Genomic DNA, 21,365 nt, shown 5'->3' with positions numbered 1-21,365 from the left:
CTTGGTCTGACTGGATTCCTATGACAAGCACAGGAATGAGGGCGGGTGAGGCTGACCCCCGGCAACAGTGACTATCCCGCAATTGACAACACCGCCCCACAGCGGGATACCGGCAGGACAACAGAAGGAATGCCGCCCTTGCACAATCTGCTGATCGATATTGATGGTGTTGCGGTGGGCCATGCCACCGATCTTACGCTTGGCTCCGGCGTGACAGCCATTGTTTTCGATGAACCTGCGATTGCTTCCGGCTCGGTTCTGGGTGGCGCGCCGGGTGGGCGCGACACGGCGCTTCTCGATCCATCGATGACGGTTGAGGCGGTGGATGCCTTCGTACTCTCCGGCGGATCGGCCTTTGGGCTCGATGCAGCAGGTGGGGTGCAGGCGGGATTGCGCCAGGCCGGGCGCGGCTTTCCGGTGGGCAATACCCGCGTGCCGATCGTGCCGCAGGCGATCCTGATGGATCTCTTGAATGGCGGCAACAAGGATTGGGGGCTGCATTCGCCCTATCGTGACATGGGGTACGAGGCGTTCAAGGCCGCTTCGCACGGGCCCTTTGCGCTTGGCACCGTGGGGGCCGGAACGGGTGCCACGACCGCGACGGTGAAGGGCGGGCTGGGCTCCACCAGTGCCAAGACCTCCACCGGTATCGGGATTGCTGGGATCGTCGCCGTCAATGCCTTGGGCTCGGCAACGGTCGGCACCGCGCAAAACTTCTGGTCCGCCCCCTTTGAACAGAATGGCGAATTTGGCGGGCTTGGCCTGCCAACACAGTTCAGCCAGGCCGATACGGCGCTTCGCATCAAGGGCGTGACGCTGACGGCCACCACCATTGGTGCGGTGATCACCGATGCAGTGCTGACGAAGGCGCAGGCGCATCGCCTTTCGATTCTGGCGCATGATGGGCTGGCGCGCGCCGTGCTGCCTTCGCATCTTTCCAGCGATGGCGACACGATGTTTGCCGCAGCCACCGGCAGGAAGCCTCTCACCCAGCCGAGCGATTTTGCTGAACTCTGCCATCTCGCCACTCTTGTCATGGCGCGTGCCATTGCGCGCGGCGTGTTCGAGGCCACGGCTTTGCCCCATGAGGGCGCGCAACCTTCCTGGCGGGATCGCTTCGGAGCCTCTGAGCCATGAGTAACACGCCATCGCGCCCGCCGCTCAAACCCGTGCTGCGGGTGGATTTTCCACCGGGCGAGCGGCTGGGGCGCGGCAAGATTGAGCTGATGGAGCATATCGTCGCCACCGGCTCTATTTCTGCGGCGGGGCGGGCCATGGACATGTCTTATCGCCGTGCTTGGCTGCTGGTGGATGCGCTGAACCACATGTTCACAGAGCCGGTGATCGAATCGCAGCGCGGCGGCAAGCAGGGTGGCGGCGCGGGGCTGACGCCTTTTGGCGAAGAGCTGCTGGCGCGCTTTCGCGGCATGGAAGCGCGGATGCGCGACACGCTGCAGGCCGATCTCGACTGGCTGGACGCCAACCGCGCAGCCGACGATCGCAAGACGCAGGATGTGCCCTCTCAATAGGGATCAAGTGCCGCCGATTTGACGATGGCGAAGACCGGGCTTCCGGCTTTGAGCGACAGCCGTGCGATGGAAAGGCTTGTTAGCCGCGACTGGATGAGGGTGCCGTGGCAGGCCACCTGCACCAGTGCCATGCCATCGGCAAGCGTAATGCCTGTCACGTGGCCTTCGAGAATGTTGAGCGCACTCAACCCCTCCGGTCGCACCGTTGCCAGCATCACGTCTCTTGCGGGAATATGCACGCGCACCGCCTTGCCGGGCTCGGCACTTTGCGCGGGCACCTGAAGTGTTGTCTGACCCAGCCGGACGGTTGCGAGCCGATGTGCGGCATCGAAGGCCTCCACCGTGCCGGAGAGAATGCTGCCTGCTTCGCGCCGCTCCAGATAGGTGCTGAAGGCGGGCTGGGAGAGGATGTCCGAGGCCGGGCCAGCGGCATCGATCCGGCCATCCTTCATCACCACCACCTGGTCTGCCAGGCGCGAGACTTCGCTCACCGAGTGGCTGACATAAAGGATCGGGATGGTCGTCTCGTCGCGCAGCCGCTCCAGATAGGGGATGATCTCGGCCTTGCGCGCCTCATCGAGGGCGGCCAGCGGCTCGTCCATCAACAGCAGGCGGGGGGAGGAGAGCAGCGCCCGGCCAATCGCCACCCGCTGCTTTTCGCCACCGGAGAGCTTTTCCGGCCGCCGCTGCAACAGCGCGCCGATGCCGAGCATCTCGATGACGCGGGCGGAGGCGGCCGCATCCGCACCCCCACCGGAAAACCAGCGGCCATAATGCAGGTTCTGCTCCACGCTTAAATGCGGAAAAAGCCGTGCTTCCTGAAACACATAGCCGAAGCGCCTTTTATGCGCGGGCGTGAAGATGCGCTTTTGCCGATCCGCCAGCACCGTGCCATCCAGTTCGATCCGCCCTTCATCCGGCTTCACCAGCCCGGCAATGATGCGCATCACCGAGGTCTTGCCGGAGCCGGAGCGGCCGAAAAGCGCGGTCACGCCTTTGTCTGCTCGAAAGGCGGCATCCAGCGTGAAGCTGCCCAGCCTGTGGTGGGCGTTGAAAGACAGCGTCATTGCCCGGCCACCCTTCTGCCGACCATGCGCGCCAGACATTCCGACGCCAGCAGCGCCACCATGGAAATGACGATCGCCACCAGCGTCAGGCGCATGGCGCCCGCATCGCCGCCCGGCACCTGGGTGAGGCTATAGATCGCGGCTGAGAGCGTTTGTGTTTCGCCGGGAATGTTGGAGACGAAGGTGATGGTCGCGCCAAACTCGCCCATCGCCTTGGCAAAGGCGAGGATCATGCCGGCAATGATGCCGGGAAGGGTGAGCGGCAGTGTCACCGTCAGGAACACCCAGAGCGGGCTTGCGCCCAGCGTTCCCGCCGCTTCCTCCAGCTTGCGATCCACCGCCTCGATCGACAGGCGAATGGAGCGCACCATCAGCGGAAAGGCCATCATGGCGCAGGCAAGGGCCGCACCCGTCCAGCGGAAGGAAAAGACGATGCCGAAATGCTGATCGAGAAACGCGCCGATCACGCCCTTGCGCCCAAAGAGGATCAGCAGCAGAAAGCCGGTGACGACCGGCGGCAGGATCAGCGGCAGATGGACGATGCCGTTCAGCAGCGACTTGCCGAAGAACCGCCCGCGCGCCAGCGCCAGCGCAATCAGAATGCCGAAGGGAAGGCTTGCCAGCATGGCAACGGTCGAGACCCACAGGCTCAACCGTATCGCCGTCCATTCTTCCGCACTCAGCGATAACCAGTCCAAACTGCCATTCCTGTTCTTAAGCGCCGGGGCGCGCGACGCGGCTTCCCACCTTTGCGAGACCGGCGCTTGCGATCTCACCGCCTATCGTTCTTGCAAACCGCTGAGCAACTTTGCGCGATTCGCTTTAAGGATTTGTTTTGATGCCCGTTCTGAACCATGATCCACGCAAGACTGTGCAGCGGTTTTGCGATCACGACATGCGACAAAACAAGGGCCTGGAGCATAGGGAGCGAATCGGAAAGATCGCGACACGCTTCTAGCCAAGCCGAGCAGCGTTTCGGCGCGAACGCGGTCAGAGCCGATGCGATGCGGCTCTGACAGCCCGTCGCGCCGTTTCGTACTATGCGCCTCTGCCTTACTTCAGAACCGTAAAGCCCTGGGCCTCGAAGAAGGGTGCCGCCTTGGCCGATTTCAGAAATTCCAGATAGGCGGCCGCTGCCGGGCTTTTGGCATCCTTCAGGATTGCGACGGGATAGATGATCGGCGGATGCGAATCTTGCGGAAAGGTGCCGACGATCTTCACACCGGGATCAGCCGCCGCATCCGTCTGGTAGACGATGCCATAGGGCGCTTCCCCGCGCGAAACCAGGAGCAACGCTGCGCGCACACTTTCCGCCCCCGCCACCTTGCCGGAAACTGCGGACCAAACCCCGAGCTTCTCCAGCGCCGCCTTGCCATATTTGCCCGCCGGCACGGAATCCACCGCTCCCATGGCAAGCTTGCCATTGCCGATAAGAGCCGAAAGATCAAACCCCGGCTTGATCTCCACCGGCTTGGCACTTGCCGCAGGCGCAACCAGAACGAGGCGGTTACCCAGAAGATTGCTCCGCGTGTCCGCCTTGATCAGCCCCTTGCCCGCCAGATAATCCATCCAGGCCAGATCCGCCGAGATGAAAACATCCGCCGGCGCACCCGCCTCCACCTGCTTCGCCAGCGCCGAACTCGCCGCATAGGACACCACAACCTCATCGCCATTCTCCTTGGCGAATTCGGCATTCGCCGCATCCAGCGCATTCTTCATGCTGGCCGCAGCAAAGACAGTGACCTTCTCGGCAGCGAGCGCCGGGGAGGAAAGGACAGGCGCCGCAAGGCATGCGGCGGCGATGGCCCATGCTGCGGCTTTCAGAATGATGCGGCGGTGGAGTGTCATGGATCGGCCCTCAAGCGAGATATCTAGCTGGATATATCGGTGGTAATGGATGAGGGTTATGTTTGCAAGGATATAGCGTTATGAGACTTGTCACTGAGCACTTAGTATATAGGCGCCCTAGACGGCCCTATTGAGAGACAAGTCTTACAATGTGGCTCGTCGAAGTTTCCCTGCGGCGGGCTGCCCTTAGCACGTTCTCGACATCCAGATTGGCACGGGCGGAAAGTTAATCGTTGGATAAACGGCATGTCCCCGGAGGCGCAGTTCTTGATCATGTTGCCAACGCTTCTCAGCCAACCTGAATGCTAATGCAAAAGGATTCCATGGACTAGAGAACGACGTTCCTCTTGCCTATGCTAGGCATTTCGCAAGAATTGCATTACTGAAGGCTAAATACACGATATTGTTTCTCTTTCAGGCAGACAACACTAAGTAGGGAGTGTTGAGTTTCTCCCAATTTTTGATCGCAGCATACGTTGAAGTTTTCAGGAAGTAGGCCCGTTCGTAACCAACTCTCAATAATTTCTCCAGAAGCGAGCAATCTACGTCATATGTGTTTGTGGATCCGATATCTCGTTTAAACGCACGAGCAAGTATCCGAACATAGTCGTGACCGTTGCTTAAGTGCATCGCGTCGTAGCCCAGACTGACTATCGCTTCGCATTCCTGTTGCAGGTCGGTTGGTGTAGGGGCGCCGACGCCTGACCGTGCGAGCACATGCGACCTTATGCGCGATACATCAACCTGAAACCCGGCGTTCGTGACAAAATGGTAGCTCATGTCCTTAAATTTTAGATTCCAACCCCGTCGCTTTGAGGCTAGGCGAACCACGCCTATCTTGGCTGCCTCTAAAGCGATTATGTGCCTCAATGTCGCGCCTCTTGCAGAGCACACCACATTTATCTTCTGGACACTTCCGCAATGAAGAAGCACTTTATCAAGCGCTGGGCTATTTAGGATCATCATTTCGACATCATTGCCGTGAGTCATGACGATGTTCGGAGATGGGGCGTTGTCATTTGAGACCTCTGCGAAATCACCGTCAACGATTCCCACAGCGCCCGAAAAACGCGCGGCATCCAGCAATAAGATAGTGTTTTCAACATTATCCTTGTTGATGCAATTGATAATGGCGCACCGATCATCATCGATGAGTTGAGCGTAAAAACGAGAGTCGGTGTCCCCCTCGACTAAAGCGAAGCTTCCTTTGTGCACCGCGCGTTGGAGTTTGATCTCCGCGAATAATGTTGCAGGCGATATCTCTTGTTTAATTGCGCTCACTGAGACCCCCATCTAACTCAGTCACGAGATCCCACCGCTGATTTATGATCTGCGGAGAGTGGGTGGCAATGACCACGTTCAGTGGCCGCGCCTTTTGTATTCTCTGTAGATCAGTGATGAATTTCTTCTGCCACGCAACATGTAACGATAGCTCAGGTTCGTCTACCAATATAAGAGAGTTGTCAGAGACGCGGAACAGAAGATCATAAATTATGACCAGTTCATGCTGCTCACCTGAGGACAGGGCGTTTAACGGAATTGGCCGCCCTTGATCGTCTTCCACCTTCATCCCAACCTTAGGATCAATCTTCAATTTTTTGAAGGTGAGGTGTTCGGCAATGATAGTCTGAAAAATGTTGATCTTCTCGTAAAGATCGTCAAAAACACTGAGCTTCTGCTGCGTGTCCTCAGAATAGACGCGGAGAAAGTTGCGTATCTCTTTCTCTCCGATCCGATCAAGCTCGGTAATTTGATCAGCATCTGATTTGTCAAGCAAACCAGCCGAAACTAGCTGCGTTCTTTTTTCTTCCAATTCCCGGAGCTTATTTCGAATAATGTCTTCTGGCGGTGCGTTCTTGCCAAATTGTTGTACCATCCGCTTAGGAAAAGATTGATCGAGCTTCTGCGACTGCGCCGCGTACTTTTTAATAGCGTCGCCAATTTTTTGAGCCAAATCTTCAGCGTTGCCCTCAACGACTGACCTGCTCGCTCGTGGCCTACGAGCAGCATGTCGAGATTCGTAGTCTACATCCAGCCGTAGCAATCGCTGGGTCTCAATCATGTGGCATTCGGTTGAATGGATCGCGTTGGTCAGCCATTGCGGCGTCTCTACGAGGCGCTGGAGATTCTTTGGGAGAATGTCGCCAAAGCTGTCTACAACGTCGTCCAACGAGTACATTCGCCCATCGCGGTCATCAATCCATTTGTCGGAGTCAATACGCGTCAAGAACGGAATGTAACGATCAATTATAGACGCCTCTCTATTCAGAGGCTCGTCAGAGCGGGCATAGTGAAACGATTCTGCCGGTCCAAAGCCGTGTCCAGTGAACAATAACTCTCCAACAGAATTAGAAGACTTTGAGCCAGGTTCTAGCTTTCGCCGATTTACAACGACATGCTGCTCATTGGAAAAAACGAAAGTAACGCTGCTGAATTCATAGCGCCTCATCTTCGCGAATTGTTTAGAAAAAAAGAATATAATTAGGCTGAGAAGGGCCGTTTTCCCGTACCCATTTGGAGCAGTCAGAATAGTGATTTGATCGTCTGAGGTCAAATCGAACTCATGATCAAATCGCCCAAACAGGCCCCTTACGGCGACCTTAACCAATTTCATCTCAATACTCCTCAAACGTGCAGCCAGAACGACAACACACTTAACTTGATTACATAAGTTGCCATCAGTCGTCTAGAGGCGTTTAGTAAGATGCATTGGTGACTTTGGTCATGGAGTGTCCGGTTGATATGGTTAGTAGATTTGATGATTGACGCGCCTACCACGCCATCAAAATTGCTGGCTCTGCAAGGTTTGATTGTATCAAATCGAGCTATTAAACTACCTAAACCTTTCCCCCGCAAAATGCGCCACCTGCGCACCTGCCTCATAATAGGCCTCCTTCAGCGCCCGCAAACTCTGCGCCTTGGGCTCTGAGACCGGCAGCGGCAGGTCGCTTTCGCTGATCTCGCCGGCCACATGGGCGGCCAGTGTTTTGCCGAAGGTGGTGCCCGGTGCGATGCCGCGGCCGTTGTAGCCGCAGAAGCCGACGACGTTTTTGGCGAAGCGGTGGAAGCGGGGGACGGCGTTGTCGGTCATGCCGATCTGGCCGTACCACTCGCATTCGAACTCCACATCGCCGAGCTGCGGGAAGAGGCGTTTGAGCGAGCGTTTTGCCCAGGCGCGGTGGACGCTAGCACCCGTGTTGCGCAGTGCGCCCACACTGCCGAAGACGAGGCGGCCGGCCTTGTCCATGCGGAAGGAGGAGAGGATTTCCTTGGTGTCCCAGCAGCCTTCGCGGCCAGGCAGAACGGACTTGGCGAGATTATCGCCGAGCGGCCGGGTGGCGAAGTTGAAATAGGGGAGGTAGACCTGCTCCTCGCGGATGATCTTCCATGGGCCTTGGCTATAGGCTTCCGTTGCCACGATGATCCAGCCTGCCGAGACGGAGCCGCGATCGGTGCGCACCGTCCAGCCTTCGCCATTCTGCTCGGTGGCATGCACCGGGCTTGCCGTGTGGATGATGGCGCCCGCCTTCAGTGCGGCGTTGGCCAGTCCGCGCACATAGGCAAGCGGCTGGAGCGTTCCGGCGCGTTCATCGAGAAGCGCGCCCGTGTATCCGCTCGTGCCGACTCGCCTTGCGGTTTCCTCGGCGCTGAGGATGCGCACCGGCGCGCCGCGGGCGGCCCACTGGTCGCAGCGCTCGCGAATTTCGGTCAGCCCCGATTCGCCGACGGCGCAATGCAGCGTGCCGTTCTTTTCCAGCTCGCAGGCGATCTCGTGCTTCTCGATGATTTCGCGCACCAGGAAGGGTGCGTTGCCCAGAAGGTCGAGCAGGCGGTCGCCATAGACCGGCCCCAGCACATTGGGCAGTTCCTTCGGCATCACCCACATGCCGCCATTGATGAGGCCGACATTGCGGCCCGCACCACCAAAGCCGATCTCCTTGCCTTCCAGCACGATGCATTTGATGCCGCGTTCCGCCAGATGAAGGGCTGCCGAAAGGCCGGTGAAGCCACCGCCCACGATCACCACATCCGTCGTCACATCCCCTTCGAGCGCGCGCGTCTGTGGCGGTGGCGGAGCGGTCTTTTCCCAAAGGCCATGCGAGCGGGGATCGTTATACATCGGGGGCATCCACAATCATGAGGCAGAGTTGCCGGGCAGGCGGTTGGGCGCGAAGAAGCGCCCTTTGGCGAAAACTCTATCGCGGCGCTTCACCGCTGACCATCGACATCTCGTCATCAATTCATGCCGGGCGGGAATAGTAGCGGGCAGCGTTACCATGGGATCGTGCGACGCCAAAGGCTTGAAAGAGCGGGCTGCCTCAGCCAATAGTGTGTCACACACGCGCAGGCGGCGGCTTTTGCCCCACCGCGCCACGCTTACATCAGCCTTTTGGCGAGGAAGACCAGTCATGAAGCCCATCTTCGTTCAGCTCCAATGCGCACCCGGCAAGACCTATGAGGTCGCGGACGCCATCTACAAGACCGAACTGGTGTCGGAGCTTTATTCCACCAGCGGCGAGTATGATCTCATGTTGAAAATCTATCTTGGCCCGGAGCAGGATGTCGGCAAATTCATCAACGACAACATCGTCAGTATTCCGGGCATCGTGCGCTCGCTGACGACGCTGACGTTTACGGCGTTTTGAGACGACACGGGGTTTCCGAGGAGGAGAGAGCGACACCCTCTCGTTCGTCATCCTCGGGCTTGACCCAAGGATCTATCAACCCACCCGTAAGTGACTGAAAACATGGATCCTCGGGTCAGGCCCGAGGATGACGGGGAGGAGGGATTGAACCTCATCGCACGGTCGCGCGGAGGTGAACGTCTCGCGGTTTAGGATGGAGGAAATGGCCGAAGAACTTATTCGGTGTCGTGATTGAAAAATACTGGCTGAAAATCAAAAGGCGATGCCGGGTTGAACGGGCATCGCCTTTATCGTTTTTCAAATGTGGTTTCGTAACAGGCTGAAGATGGGCTCAAACCAGCGCTGCCACGTTGCGGTTGCGCACGAGGTTGCGGATGGCAACGCGCACATCCTCTGCGCTGTCGAAGCGCTGCTCGTCCAGATCATGGACGTGGAACTTGACGGCAATGAACTTCAGCCGGTTGTTATCCGGTACGACGATACCGACCGGTTCGCCTGCGAATTCGATGACTTGCTTTTGCATGGTGCATACTCCCGCTGTGGCTTGATCGCACAGCATAAATGTCGAATTGAATGAATTGAAAATTTGAGGGGACTTAAAAAGTCACCACATTCGACAGCAGCGGGAACACGTGGATTTGTGCCCGGCATTCGAGATCCGATGACCTAGGAGCGCGGCAATGCGCATAAATTTCGACATGACACTCTCCTCTGCTCGTGTTGACCCGGAATACCGAAGAATCACTCTCCAGTTGAATCACTGATATCCCGGTTTTGCCTCGGAATCAATGATTATCAATGTAGGTAGAATATTTTTCTTTATGATGACAGGACGGGGGCGGAAATGTGAAATTTTTGTTTATCCGGCTTGGTTGTATCAAAGCGCCGGAAACGCCGAAGATTTCGTGCCCGTTTAATCTGCCGAGGGCGGGTAGAGGTGATCGTTCCCGTTGAAATCGGAGACGGCGTAACAACCCTCGGCCTGTTTCGTCGCCGCATTCTGACCGATGACGGCTTTTCCGTGGCCGCCTGGAATATCCAGCACGTAAGTCGGCTGGCACAGACCCGACACATGACCGCGCAAGGCGGACACGATCTTCTGGCCTTCCTCTATGCTCAGCCGAAAGTGGCTGGTGCCGGGGGCGAGATCCGGATGGTGCAGGTAATAGGGCTTGATGCGGTTTTCGACGAAGCTGCGCATCAGCTCCGCCAGCACGGCCGGATCGTCATTGATGCCCTTCAGCAGTACCGTCTGGCTGACCATGGCAATGCCGGCATCGACCAGTCTTGCGCAGGCGGCGCGCGCTTCGTCCGTCATCTCGCGCGGGTGGTTGGCATGCAGCGCCACATAGGTCGTCTTGCCGCTGGCCTTCAGCGCTGCAATCAGATCGGCATCGATCTTCTGCGGATCCACCACCGGCACGCGGGTGTGGAAGCGCACGATCTTTACATGCGGGATGGCGCTCAAGCCCTGCATGATCGTCAGCAGACGACGCGGCGAAAGCACCAGCGGATCGCCGCCGGTCAGGATCACTTCCCAGATTTCCGGGCGGGAGCGGATATAGTCGAAGGCAACGGTAAGCTCTTCCGGGCTCATCATGCCATTGCCTCCCGGCCCCACCATTTCGCGGCGGAAGCAGAAGCGGCAATAGACCGGGCAGACATGCACGGCCTTCAACAGCACCCGGTCGGGATAGCGATGGACGATGCCCGGAACGGGGCTATGGGCCTCGTCGCCAATCGGGTCGACGCGTTCCTCGTTTGTCTGGTAGAGCTCGGCCTCATTCGGGATAAATTGCAGGCCGATCGGATCCTTTGGATCGGCAGGCTCTATCAGCGCCGCCACTGTCGGCGTCAGCGCCACGGCGTAGCGTTCCGCCACCGGGCGCACACGCTCAAGTGCCGCCTGGTCGATCAGACCAGCCCCTAGAAGATCATCAGCCGATTTCAGCGCGCGTGTCGTCATGATCCATAGGCCGCGACGGGCGCCCACATCACGAGGTCAATTCTCGGCGCGCCGGTTGCCAGCATCACCAGCCGATCGAAACCAAGCGCGATACCGCTGGCTGGCGGCATGATGGTCAGCGCTGCTAGAAGCTCTTCATCAATCGGGTAGGTCTCGCCATAGATGCGGTTCTTTTCCTGCATCTCGATCTCGAAGCGGCGGCGCTGCTCTCCGGCATCGGTCAGTTCGCCAAAGGCATTGGCAAGCTCCACGCCGCAGCCATAAAGCTCGAAGCGCTCCGCAACGCGAGGCTCGCGCGGCGAGCGGCGGGCAAGGGCGGCTTCGCTCACGGGATATTCGTCCAGTATGGTGGCACGGCCAAAACCGAGTTCCGGCTCCACCTTCTCGACGATGATGCGGCTGAAGATATCGGCCCAGCTATCATCCTGCGCGGTGCGGATGCCCGCAGCCTTCGCCAGCCGGTCCAGATGGTTGCGGTCGTTCTCGCCATTGACCGACACTGTCGCCAGTAGGTCGATTGATGCATAGCGCTGGAAGGCCTCGGCCACGCTGAGCCGCTCCGGCGCCAGAAACGGGTCCATCTCCCGTCCGCGATAGGCAAAGCGTTTGGTCTTTGCCGTGTCTGCGGCCAGCGCCAGAAGCTCGGCGCTGTCGGCCATCAGGCTCTCATAGGTCTCGCCTGCGCGGTACCATTCCAGCATGGTGAATTCGGGGTGGTGCAACGGCCCGCGCTCGCGGTTGCGATAGACATGGGCAAAGCAGGCAATGCGCGTTTCACCGGCGGCCAGCAGTTTTTTGCAGGCAAATTCCGGCGATGTGTGCAGGTAAAGGGGCGCGTTCTCGCCACTCGTGGTGATGCCCGTCGTGGCGAAGGCATGCAGATGCGCCTCGTTTCCGGGCGAAATCTGCAATGTCGCGGTATCGACTTCGATGAAATCGCGATCGGCAAAGAAAGAGCGGAAAGCGCGCTGGATGGCATTGCGGCCCATCAGGAAAGGGCGGCGGTCCATGTGGACGTCCGGTTGCCACCAGGATGAGGTAATGTCTGCGCGCGTGCTCATCTGCCCGTCTGTCCGCTGTCTCTCTTGACCAAGGTGCGTGGCAACGCTGCCTAATCCACCGGTTGAATGTCTGTTTCAGCGCCGCCCGTTTGAAAACCGTATGACAGTTTTCGCTTCGCGTGTCTGAAAGGCTGGCAATTCTCCCGGAATTAAGGTAGTTGCGCCCCAGAAAACAGACAAAACGTCCATCGGGTCAGTGCAGCCGCGCCGTCCTTACGACGCATTTCATTGAGTTACAAGGAAATCATATGGTCAAGGTTATCGCCTCATCCGTCCGCAAGGGCAATGTTCTCGAAGTCGAGGGCAAGCTCTACGTCGTGCTCACGGCCAATAACTTCCACCCCGGCAAGGGCACGCCCGTGACCCAGGTGGACATGCGCCGCATCGTCGACGGCGTGAAGGTATCGGAGCGCTGGCGCACGACCGAGCAGGTCGAACGCGCTTTCGTCGAAGACCTGAACTTCCAGTTCCTCTATGAGGACGGCGAAGGCTTCCACTTCATGAACCCGGAGAACTACGACCAGGTGGTCGTCGATGCCGAGACCATGGGCGACCAGAAGGCCTACCTCCAGGAAGGCATGACCTGCGTTCTGTCCATTCACGAAGGCATTCCGCTCGCCATCGAGCTGCCGCGCCATGTGACGCTGGAAATCGTCGAGACAGAGCCGGTCGTCAAGGGCCAGACGGCCTCGTCCTCCTACAAGCCTGCGATCCTCTCCAACGGTATCCGCGTCATGGTCCCGCCGCATATCGACGCCGGTGTGCGCGTGGTCGTCGCGACCGAAGACAACTCCTACGTCGAGCGCGCCAAGAACTAAGTGCGAGCACGTATTTGAAATCGAAAAGCCTCGGAGCGATCCGGGGCTTTTTTTTGTTTTTGGGGGAGGTGGGGCGACGCCATCGTTGGAAGAGATATATCCTCGGCCCCAGGCAAGTGCTGGCTCGCCTAAAACGAGACATCTGCTTTAGGAAGAGGTTGGCCTGTTGCGTCAGCCCACTTCAACTCTTGAGGTAAAGCCCCGAGAAGAGCCGCAACCCCTCTGCCCCTGCTGCACATGTCCCGCTCAAGGTGGATCGAACCATTGCACCGTCTTGTCCCAAGCTGCGGTCAGAAGTGGCTCTCTAAGAGCCCCTCGTGCGGATCTCCCCTCCTTGAGGGGAGCGGCAGAGCAAGGGGAGTGATCGGCACATCCAGAATACGGAAGAGAGGTCGCGTCCATCCACGGGTTAACGCCTTGGTTCGATCACGAGCCAACCCTCAGCACAAACAAAAATCCCGCAGCCAGGGCCGCGGGATTTTGAAAACACCGGAATGGTGAGATCGTTACATGCCCTTCGGCACGTTGGACGCGACCTTGACGGCTGCGACCGAGTTGGGTGTTCCCACGGCGTAGCCGCCACCGAGTGCGACGCTGAGCGCCACATAATCCTGTGCTGCCTGCTGAACCGCGGTGGCAAGGTTCGCCTGCGCGTCGGAGACGTTGCGCTGTGCATCGAGAACGTCGAGCAGCGAGGAGGCGCCGTCGCGGTAGCTCGCGGTCGCAAGCGAGAGGGCTTCCTTGTAGGAATCGACCGTCTTGCGATAGGCGCTGACGGTCTGCTGGTCGCGGTTGAGCGCCGTCAGTGCGTTTTCGACCTCTTCCACGGCGTTCAGCACGGTCTGCTTCCAGGCAAGGTACTGCTCACGGGCAACCGACTTCTGAATGTCAACGCCTGCGCGCAGCGCGCCACCGTCGAGGATCGGCAGCGTGATGGTCGGGCCGAAGCCCCAGCCATTCGATGTGCCGCGTGCGCCACCGCTGATGCGGGTGTAGCTTGGCGTGATCGAGCCGCTCAGCGTGATGCTCGGGTAAAGCTGCGCTTCGGCAACGCCGATATTGGCAACGGCTGCGGCCAGCTGACGCTCGGCTGCGCGAATGTCCGGACGGTTGCGGATCAGGTCCGCAGGGATACCGGTGCGCGGAATAGCGCGGGCCACAGGCTGGCGCGCGCCGCGCTGCAGTTCGACAACCAGCGAATCGGCTGGCATGCCAAGAAGCGTTGCGATGCGGTGGGCGGCACGGCGGTAATTGGTTTCAAGCGTCGGCATCTGCGCCAGCGTCGAGTTCACCAGACCTTCAGACTGGACGACATCGAGACGCGACGCGGCACCCGCTTCCAGCTGCAGCTTGGTCAAGTCGAGAGTTTCGCGGCGCGAGCCAAGGTTCTGGCGGGCAATTGCCAGACGCTCCTGATAGTAGCGCACGTCGATATAGGCGGACGCGACGGAGGAGATCAGCGTCAGGCGCTGGACGTCCGCAGTTGCATAAGCGGCGTCGAGCGAGGCTGCGGCACTTTCCTTTTCGCGGCGGTAACGACCGAAGAGGTCCAGCAGCCAGGACACGTTGAACGCGTTGCTGGTGGTGTTGCTCACCCGTTCATTGGTGCTCGGCAAGCTGCCTTTGCTGCCCTGCGTCTGATGACGGAAGGTGGAACCGAGCTGCGGAAGCGAGCCTGCGCCAGCGACCGTGATGTTCGATTCGGCCTGATTGATGCGCTCGATCGCCTGAAGAACGGTGAGGTTCTGGGAGAGGCCGGTGGATACGTAGGAATTCAGGCGGCTGTCGTTGAATGCCGTCCACCATGCCACCGTCGCAATGTCGCCATTGCTGGTTTTACCGCCTTCGGCGAATTTGGCTGGCAGTTGGGTTTCCGGCGCCTTGTGGTCAGGGCCGACAACGCAGCCTGAAAGCAGGAGCAGTGTCAAAGGAATGGTCGCGCGAAGTGACAGCATGTGGTTATCCCGGTTTGTGCGGCGCACGAGGCGCCTCTCAGTCGAAGCGAGCATGTTTGCTGTGTGCTGACGGAAGAGGCAGCGTTTGCGAATCTGCCATACTTCTTATCAGCCTGTTTCTGCATTGCTAGCATATTTCAAAAGTTGTTAACGTTTAGAAAGCCGCCTGATGATGACGAAGAAGGACGGTACGAAGAAAATTCCGAGCAGTGTTGCAGAAAGCATACCACCCAATACCCCGATACCGATGGCATTCTGCGCCGCCGAGCCTGCGCCGGTTGCAATGGCGAGAGGCACGACGCCCAGAATGAAGGCGAGAGATGTCATAATAATGGGTCGCAGGCGCAGCTTTGCGGCCTCCAGCGTGGCATCCAGCAGGCTCAAACCATGTTCCTGCCGTTCTTTCGCAAACTCCACGATGAGAATGGCGTTCTTGGCGGCAAGGCCGATCGTCGTCAGCAGACCCACCTTGAAATAGACGTCGTTGGACTGGCCGAGGAAGTGGGCTGCGGTAACCGCACCCAGCACGCCGACCGGCACGGCCAGAATGACCGAGAACGGAATCGACCAGCTCTCGTACAGCGCTGCAAGGCACAGGAACACGATCAGAATAGACAGCGCGTAAAGCATAGGCGCTTGCGACCCCGACAGTCGTTCCTGATAGGAAATGCCTTGCCAGGCTACGGTGTAGCCACCGGGTAGGCTGGCAGTCAGCCGTTCCATCTCGTTCATCGCATCACCCGAGGCAACACCGGCACCTGCAGCGCCATCCAGCGAAATGGCGCTCGTGCCGTTGAAGCGTGCAAGGGTGGGAGCGGCGTTTACCCAGGTTACGTTGCTGAAGGAGGAGAATGGCACCATCTCGCCGCTGGCATTGCGGGCATACCAGTGCTTCAGATCGTCGGGCTGCATGCGGTAGGGCGCGTCACCCTGCACATAGACCGGTTTCAGCTCGCCATTGAGGGTGAAGTCATTGACGTCGCGACCGGCGAATATGGTCGAAAGCATGAGGTTGACCGAGGCAAGATCGATGCCCATCGCGCCCATCTTTTCCTTGTCGAGATCGATCTTCATCTGCGATTCGGCATCACGGCTATTGGAGCGTAGCGAGCTGATATTCGGATTGCCGTTGGCAAGCTGGATCAGTTCCTTCGAGGCGTTGGTCAGTGCAGCCGTACCATTTCGTCCGCTATCCACCAGATACATCGAGAAGCCGCTGGAGGTGCCGAGACCCTGGATCGCCGGGGGAAGCAGCGGGAAGACCTGCGCATCGCGGAACGACAGGAAGGTGCCCATGGCGCGCTGCACGATGGCTGCGGCATGTGCTTCCGGTGCGGTGCGCTCGGAGAAGTCCTTCAGCTTGGTGAAGACCATGGCGTTGTTCTGGCCAGAGCCGCCGAAGCTGAAGCCAAGAACGCCGAAGACGGACTCGACATTGCCTGCTTCCTTCTCACGGAAATAGCTCTCCACCTGCTTCACCACCTCATTGGTGCGCTCTGTCGTGGCGCCTGTCGGCAGCTGCACGATGGTCAGGAGCACGCCCTGGTCTTCCTGTGGCAGGAAGGAGCTTGGCAGGCGGGTGAAGAACCAGGCGCAGCCGCCCACCACGATGAGGAAGAGGATCGTGACGCGAACCGGGCGCTTCAGAAGATGGCCGATGCTGCCGACATAACGATCGGTCGTGCGTCCAAAATTACGGTTGAACCAGGCGGCTGGGCCACGCTCCTTCTTGGCATGGACCGGCTTCAACATGGTGGCGCAGAGCGCTGGTGTGAGCACGATGGCGACAACGGCAGACAGCAGCATCGCCGAAACGATGGTGATGGAGAACTGGCGATAGATGATACCGGTCGAACCACCGAAGAAGGCCATGGGAATGAAGACGGCAGTCAGGACCAGCGCAATACCGATGATTGCACCGGTGATTTCGCCCATCGACTTTTCTGTCGCCTCGACCGGGGAGAGACCTTCCTCCGACATGATGCGCTCGACGTTTTCGACGACGACGATCGCGTCATCCACCAGAAGGCCGATTGCCAGAACCATGGCAAACATGGTGAGCGTATTGATCGAATAGCCGGTCAACGCCAGCACACCGAAGGTGCCGAGCAGAACGACGGGCACGGCGATCATCGGAATGAAGGTGGCGCGCAGGTTTTGCAGGAAGACGAGCAGAACGACGAAGACCAGCACGATGGCTTCGATCAGCGTGTGGACGACCTTCTCGATCGAGAGTTTGACGAAGGGTGTGGTGTCGTAAGGATATTCGATCACCACGCCTTCCGGCAGCGAGCTGGCAACGCTCGTCAGAGCGTCCTTGACGCGGGCGGCGGTGTCCAGTGCGTTGGCGCCAGTCGCAAGGTTCACTGCGAAGCCGGCGGAAGGGCGACCGTTGGAGCGGGAATCGCCGCCATAGCTTTCCTGGCCGATTTCCACACGGGCCACATCGCTGAGGCGAACCGTGGCGCCGTCCTTTTCCACCTTCAGGATGATGGACTCGAAATCTGAAACAGTGGTCAGCTGGCTCTGTGCCGTGACCGTGACGTTCAGCTGCTGACCCTTGACGGACGGCTGTGCGCCGAGCGAACCGACCGAAACCTGGGTGTTCTGGCTCTGGATCGCCCCGGTTACATCGGCGGTCGTCAACTGATACTTGTTCAGCTTGTAGGGATCGAGCCAGACACGCATGGCATATTCGGAGCCGAAGACGTTGATGCTGCCGACACCTTCGAGGCGCTTGATCTGGTCTTCGACGCGGGTGGAAAACACGTCGCCGAGATTGGCGGAGTTGCGCTTGCCATCGGTGGAGATCAGCGCGCCGACCATCAGGATCGACGAGGTTGAACGGCTGACTTCGATACCCTGCTGCTGGACCACATCTGGAAGCTGCGACTGAACGAGCTGAAGTTTGTTCTGCACCTGAACCTGGGCAATGTCCGGCAGGATGCTGTTGCCGAAGGTAAGCGTGACGGTGGCGCTGCCGGTCGATGATGTCGACGTCATGTAGGTCAGGTCATCGAGGCCGGTCATTCCGTCTTCGATGACGGTCGTCACCGATTTTTCCACGGTCTCGGCACTCGCGCCATTATAAGACGCGCTGATGCGCACCGTCGTCGGCGCGATATCGGGATATTGCGAAATCGACAGGGTGAAGATCGCCAGGACGCCGCCAAGCATGATGACGATGGCAATGACCCAGGCAAAAACAGGGCGCTTGATAAAGAAATGAGCCATCTGGACTGCGCCTTATCTGAATTGAACAGTTGAACCGGACATTTTGGATAATGCCGGTCTTACTTGGCGGGCGCAGCAGGCTGGGCCTGCTTTTGCGGAACCACGATGCCGCGATCGTCGATAGTGGCTTCGACCGGCGCGATGGTCACGCCCTCGGTGATCCACTGAAAGCCGTCGACGATCAGCTTGTCGCCATCCTTGACGTTCTCCGTCACCAGCCACGAGTTGCCGGACTGGCGGCTGTTGGGGAAGGTGCGGGTTTCGACCTTGTTCTCCGCGCCAACGAACTTTGCCGTCAGTTCGCCATTGGCGTTTCGCATTGCCGCTCTCTGCGGAATGAGGAAGCCCTTTTCCTTGCCGATCGCGAGCGTGGCGCGCACATACATGCCCGGCAGAATGAGATCGTTCGGGTTGTCGAACAGCGCGCGGATGGAAAACGTGCCCGTCGTTTCGCTGACCGCCATGTCGGACATGTCGATCTTGCCGTCCTGCTTATATTCGGTACCGTCTTCCAGCGTCAGGTGAATGCCGGCCTTTTTCTCGCCGCTGCCGATGGTCCCGGCGGCAATCGCATCGCGCAGGCGCAGCAGATTGGCGCTCGATTCGATCAGGTCGATATAGATGGGGTCGATGCGGCGCAGAGTCGTCAACGCCGTCGTCTGGTTGGCCGTCACCACGTTGCCGACGGTGACATTGGTGAAGGAGACGATGCCGTCAAAGGGTGCGCGCACCTTGGTGAGGTCGAGATTGATCTGCGCCGTTTCGAGTGCGGCGCGTGCCTGAGCGACATCGGCCTGCGCCTGCGCAAGCGTGGTTCTGGCATTTTCAAACTCGATCTGGGTGGCGCCGCTATTCACCAGACGCTCATAGCGCGCAAAATTTGCCTGCGCGGCGGGAATGCTTGCTTGCGCCTTGGCAAGGGTCGCCTGTGCCTGCGCGACTTCGGCTCCGTAGGTGTCGTCGTCGATTTGATAGAGAACAGTGCCCTGCTTGACCTCGCTGCCTTCCTTGTAGGGAATTTCGCGGATGATGCCGGAGACGCGCGGGCGGATATCGGCGCTCTGATAGGCGCTGGCGCGACCGGGTAGCACGGTGGTCAGTGGATTTTCGCCCTCTTTCATGGTGATGACGCTGACGGGCGAGGGCGGGCGCTTGGCCTGCTGGGCTCCGGCATCCTTGCCATCGCCGCCATCGCTGCAGCCCGAAAGGACACCCGCCATGAGAACAGTAGCAAAAAGGGCTTGAAGGCGTCGTGTCATCAATTTTCTCATATTGGAGTATGAAGGACTATGGCTGCGGTCGATCGGTCTTTTTAAAAATTGGGCCGCCGGTTTGGAGGCGGCACGTGCACTCATCTTGTCTGAAAGCTTGAACGACGCAAATATCCAGTCAGATCAGGCCAAGCGTTGAAATGTTGTAAGTGACGTAAATTTAAAATCGTCACTTTTCAAGTGCGTATTTCAGTGAACGATCAATCATCATAACGACATCCTCGCATCGTGTTGCCAAAATGCCAACATCTTCGCGGGAAATCAGCAGGGGATGCAGCACGCAGGAGAGCACGGTCAGCGCGAGTGTGGCTTCCTTGATTGGGTCTGCCTCGCGGTAGACACCCTGTTTGATGCCATCGCCGATAATGGTAGCGAATTGCTGCGTTAGCACCTGGTGGTAATGCGCACCGCAGGAAAGCTCGCGCTTGGGCGTTTGCAGGAAGACCTCGATCATATAGGGATTGTCGGTCAGGTCATTGCGATGGTTTTGCATCAACGTGCGCACGAGCGTCAGCATGCGATCATGCGGCGTGTGAGTCTCGTCAAGGAGATGCATCTTCTCTTCGAAGACTTTGATCCGTTGAAGCATGATCGCATCGACCAGCGCGATCTTGGAATGAAAGTGCTTGAAGACATTGGCAGGCGACATGCCGAGTGCGGCAGCGACATCGGCAATCGCGACGCCAGAAAAACCCCGTTCACGGAACAGCCGGTCGGTCATCGCCAGAATATCGCGGCGGGTTTCCTCGCCGGAACGCCGAGGGCGGGTGGTCTTCTTCATCACCGCCTCGCCGCTTTTCGTCAAATTGCTATCGGCAACCTTGGTCACATTCAGGCTCCGGGGAAATAGGGCTCCAGGTTCCGTCTCACTCTGTCGAGCGGCGTTGCGTCGTCATCATTTGGCTTGAAGGCCTGACCGGTAATGCGCTCGTAGGCTTCCATATAGACACGAGATGTCTGCAGAACCAACTCCTCCGGGATGTCAGGAATGTCATCCTTATAGGGATCGCAGCGTTCGGCCACCCAGGCGCGGACGAAATCCTTGTCGAAGCTGGCCGGGCGGGCGCCGCTCTCGAAGGCGTGGTGATAGCTGTCTGCCATCCAGTAACGGCTGCTATCAGGCGTATGGATCTCGTCAGCCAGAATGATCGTGCCGTTTTCATCCGTGCCGAATTCATATTTCGTATCGACGAGGATCAGGCCGCGTTTGGCCGCGATCTCCTGGCCGCGCTTGAAGAGCGCCAGCGCATAGGTGGACAGCGTCTGCCACTGCTCTTCGGTCAAAAGCTTCTTCTCGACGATCTCCGCAGGCGTGAGCGGTTCGTCATGCCCGCCGTCGAATTCCTTGCTGGTGGGGGTGATGATCGGCTCGGGCAGTTCCTGGTTGTCCTTCATGCCATCCGGGAAGGTCACGCCATACATGCTGCGCTCACCCTTCTTATAGAGGGTCAGGATCGATGTGCCGGTGGTGCCGGCCAAATAACCACGAACGACGATTTCCACGGGAAGGATGGTCAAGCGCTTGCCGATAACCACACTGGGGTCAGGATAGGAGACGATATGGTTGGGGCAGATGTCCTTTGTCTCTTCGAACCAGTAGCGCGCGGTCTCAGTCAAAACCTGTCCCTTATAAGGAATGCAGGTGAGGATACGGTCGAATGCACTCAGCCTGTCGGTGGAGATGATGATGCGGTTCCCGTCCGGCAAGTCGTAATTCTCGCGGACCTTGCCACGATAATAGTTGGGAAGTTCAGGGATGACGGCTTCTTTCAGGATACGCACGGGCTTTCCTATCTCTCACAAATATGACTGGACCGGCCTTAGTCGATGGCGCGACGATAAAACAACCCTATCCGATGTTGGGACCGGGGAAAATAGGAAGGTCATGTAGGAGGGATTTGCTGGCTTCCGTAAGGTGAGGTTAAAACTATCTTGCTAAACCAATGATTTACGAGGAAAGTGGAAATTGT

General features: G+C 58.6%; 18 protein-coding genes. 4 read left to right on the top strand and 14 right to left on the bottom strand.

The genetic code is table 11. The annotated features are described in order from the left end of the window. Positions 1-129 precede the first annotated feature (129 nt). Entirely contained in the window at positions 130-1,137 is a 1,008-nt protein-coding gene (locus ACQZ5M_RS11710) for a P1 family peptidase (protein WP_449079840.1), read from the top strand. Continuing rightward, entirely contained in the window at positions 1,134-1,529 is a 396-nt protein-coding gene (locus ACQZ5M_RS11705; RefSeq protein WP_449079839.1) for a winged helix-turn-helix domain-containing protein, read from the top strand. Before ACQZ5M_RS11710 ends, ACQZ5M_RS11705 begins: the two co-directional genes overlap by 4 nt. On the opposite strand, the gene modC is transcribed toward ACQZ5M_RS11705, so the two are convergent. The 6 genes from modC to ACQZ5M_RS11675 form a co-directional block, all read right to left on the bottom strand. Further along, positions 1,523-2,596, bottom strand: coding sequence for a molybdenum ABC transporter ATP-binding protein (gene modC, locus ACQZ5M_RS11700; RefSeq protein WP_449079951.1), 1,074 nt, complete (start codon positions 2,594-2,596; stop codon positions 1,523-1,525). The two genes, ACQZ5M_RS11705 and modC, sit on opposite strands and share 7 nt — an antisense overlap. Then, positions 2,593-3,294: a molybdate ABC transporter permease subunit gene (gene modB, locus ACQZ5M_RS11695; protein WP_449079838.1), complete on the bottom strand. Its 702-nt coding sequence runs from the start codon at positions 3,292-3,294 to the stop codon at positions 2,593-2,595. The genes modC and modB overlap by 4 nt, the downstream gene beginning before the upstream one ends. A 355-nt stretch (positions 3,295-3,649) precedes the next feature. Then, a complete protein-coding gene (gene modA / locus ACQZ5M_RS11690; RefSeq protein ID WP_449079837.1) occupies positions 3,650-4,444 on the bottom strand; it encodes a molybdate ABC transporter substrate-binding protein in 795 nt (264 codons plus the stop codon). 414 nt (positions 4,445-4,858) lie between these two features. Beyond that, positions 4,859-5,725: a DUF4435 domain-containing protein gene (locus ACQZ5M_RS11685; RefSeq protein ID WP_449079836.1), complete on the bottom strand. Its 867-nt coding sequence runs from the start codon at positions 5,723-5,725 to the stop codon at positions 4,859-4,861. Continuing rightward, positions 5,712-7,058, bottom strand: coding sequence for an AAA family ATPase (locus ACQZ5M_RS11680; protein WP_449079835.1), 1,347 nt, complete (start codon positions 7,056-7,058; stop codon positions 5,712-5,714). The genes ACQZ5M_RS11685 and ACQZ5M_RS11680 overlap by 14 nt, the downstream gene beginning before the upstream one ends. 219 nt (positions 7,059-7,277) lie before the next feature. Continuing rightward, a complete protein-coding gene (locus tag ACQZ5M_RS11675; RefSeq protein WP_449079834.1) occupies positions 7,278-8,564 on the bottom strand; it encodes an NAD(P)/FAD-dependent oxidoreductase in 1,287 nt (428 codons plus the stop codon). Positions 8,565-8,853: 289 nt separating this feature from the next. Between ACQZ5M_RS11675 and ACQZ5M_RS11670 the strand changes: the two genes are divergently transcribed. Then, positions 8,854-9,090 carry an Lrp/AsnC family transcriptional regulator gene (locus tag ACQZ5M_RS11670; protein ID WP_274103337.1) on the top strand — a complete coding sequence of 79 codons (237 nt, stop codon included), beginning with the start codon at positions 8,854-8,856 and terminating at the stop codon, positions 9,088-9,090. A 331-nt stretch (positions 9,091-9,421) separates the two neighbouring features. Here ACQZ5M_RS11670 and ACQZ5M_RS11665 read toward each other — a convergent pair whose 3' ends face one another. The 3 genes from ACQZ5M_RS11665 to epmA all read right to left on the bottom strand — a co-directional run bounded on the left by ACQZ5M_RS11665 (position 9,422) and on the right by epmA (position 12,117). Next, positions 9,422-9,613, bottom strand: a complete 192-nt coding sequence (locus ACQZ5M_RS11665) for a hypothetical protein (protein WP_274103336.1) — start codon at positions 9,611-9,613, stop codon at positions 9,422-9,424. A 390-nt stretch (positions 9,614-10,003) separates the two neighbouring features. Next, positions 10,004-11,056, bottom strand: a complete 1,053-nt coding sequence (locus ACQZ5M_RS11660; RefSeq protein ID WP_449079833.1) for a lysine-2,3-aminomutase-like protein — start codon at positions 11,054-11,056, stop codon at positions 10,004-10,006. Further along, entirely contained in the window at positions 11,053-12,117 is a 1,065-nt protein-coding gene (gene epmA / locus ACQZ5M_RS11655) for an EF-P lysine aminoacylase EpmA (RefSeq protein ID WP_449079832.1), read from the bottom strand. The genes ACQZ5M_RS11660 and epmA overlap by 4 nt, the downstream gene beginning before the upstream one ends. A 248-nt stretch (positions 12,118-12,365) precedes the next feature. Between epmA and efp the strand changes: the two genes are divergently transcribed. After that, positions 12,366-12,935, top strand: a complete 570-nt coding sequence (efp, locus tag ACQZ5M_RS11650) for an elongation factor P (RefSeq protein ID WP_296016293.1) — start codon at positions 12,366-12,368, stop codon at positions 12,933-12,935. 506 nt (positions 12,936-13,441) lie between these two features. Here the strand turns inward: efp and ACQZ5M_RS11645 are convergent. The 5 genes from ACQZ5M_RS11645 to ACQZ5M_RS11625 all read right to left on the bottom strand — a co-directional run bounded on the left by ACQZ5M_RS11645 (position 13,442) and on the right by ACQZ5M_RS11625 (position 21,177). Beyond that, positions 13,442-14,890 (bottom strand): efflux transporter outer membrane subunit, encoded by a 1,449-nt coding sequence (locus ACQZ5M_RS11645; RefSeq protein ID WP_296016290.1) that lies wholly within the window; start codon positions 14,888-14,890, stop codon positions 13,442-13,444. A gap of 147 nt (positions 14,891-15,037) precedes the next feature. Beyond that, complete coding sequence (locus ACQZ5M_RS11640) at positions 15,038-18,124, bottom strand: efflux RND transporter permease subunit (protein ID WP_449079831.1); 3,087 nt, start codon at positions 18,122-18,124, stop codon at positions 15,038-15,040. A 59-nt stretch (positions 18,125-18,183) separates the two neighbouring features. Then, positions 18,184-19,383 (bottom strand): efflux RND transporter periplasmic adaptor subunit, encoded by a 1,200-nt coding sequence (locus ACQZ5M_RS11635; protein ID WP_449079830.1) that lies wholly within the window; start codon positions 19,381-19,383, stop codon positions 18,184-18,186. A gap of 181 nt (positions 19,384-19,564) precedes the next feature. Continuing rightward, complete coding sequence (locus tag ACQZ5M_RS11630) at positions 19,565-20,224, bottom strand: TetR family transcriptional regulator (RefSeq protein WP_449079829.1); 660 nt, start codon at positions 20,222-20,224, stop codon at positions 19,565-19,567. Between the two features lie 2 nt (positions 20,225-20,226). Beyond that, positions 20,227-21,177, bottom strand: a complete 951-nt coding sequence (locus tag ACQZ5M_RS11625; RefSeq protein ID WP_449079828.1) for a phosphoribosylaminoimidazolesuccinocarboxamide synthase — start codon at positions 21,175-21,177, stop codon at positions 20,227-20,229. Positions 21,178-21,365: the final 188 nt, after the last annotated feature.

The organism is Rhizobium sp. 22-785-1 (genome assembly GCF_053521965.1).
Note: the sequence above shows the minus strand (reverse complement) of the source record. Positions and strands in the feature narration are given on the sequence as shown.

Bases quoted from the DNA above. Each gene is read 5' to 3' on its own strand.
- ACQZ5M_RS11645 (WP_296016290.1), bottom strand. From the start codon at position 14,890: ATGCTGTCACTTCGCGCGACCATTCCTTTGACACTGCTCCTGCTTTCA.
- ACQZ5M_RS11660 (WP_449079833.1), bottom strand. From the start codon at position 11,056: ATGACGACACGCGCGCTGAAATCGGCTGATGATCTTCTAGGGGCTGGT.
- modC (WP_449079951.1), bottom strand. From the start codon at position 2,596: ATGACGCTGTCTTTCAACGCCCACCACAGGCTGGGCAGCTTCACGCTG.
- ACQZ5M_RS11640 (WP_449079831.1), bottom strand. From the start codon at position 18,124: ATGGCTCATTTCTTTATCAAGCGCCCTGTTTTTGCCTGGGTCATTGCC.
- modA (WP_449079837.1), bottom strand. From the start codon at position 4,444: ATGACACTCCACCGCCGCATCATTCTGAAAGCCGCAGCATGGGCCATC.
- efp (WP_296016293.1), top strand. From the start codon at position 12,366: ATGGTCAAGGTTATCGCCTCATCCGTCCGCAAGGGCAATGTTCTCGAA.
- ACQZ5M_RS11710 (WP_449079840.1), top strand. From the start codon at position 130: ATGCCGCCCTTGCACAATCTGCTGATCGATATTGATGGTGTTGCGGTG.
- ACQZ5M_RS11680 (WP_449079835.1), bottom strand. From the start codon at position 7,058: ATGAAATTGGTTAAGGTCGCCGTAAGGGGCCTGTTTGGGCGATTTGAT.
- ACQZ5M_RS11670 (WP_274103337.1), top strand. From the start codon at position 8,854: ATGAAGCCCATCTTCGTTCAGCTCCAATGCGCACCCGGCAAGACCTAT.
- ACQZ5M_RS11635 (WP_449079830.1), bottom strand. From the start codon at position 19,383: ATGACACGACGCCTTCAAGCCCTTTTTGCTACTGTTCTCATGGCGGGT.
- ACQZ5M_RS11665 (WP_274103336.1), bottom strand. From the start codon at position 9,613: ATGCAAAAGCAAGTCATCGAATTCGCAGGCGAACCGGTCGGTATCGTC.
- ACQZ5M_RS11705 (WP_449079839.1), top strand. From the start codon at position 1,134: ATGAGTAACACGCCATCGCGCCCGCCGCTCAAACCCGTGCTGCGGGTG.
- ACQZ5M_RS11675 (WP_449079834.1), bottom strand. From the start codon at position 8,564: ATGTATAACGATCCCCGCTCGCATGGCCTTTGGGAAAAGACCGCTCCG.
- epmA (WP_449079832.1), bottom strand. From the start codon at position 12,117: ATGAGCACGCGCGCAGACATTACCTCATCCTGGTGGCAACCGGACGTC.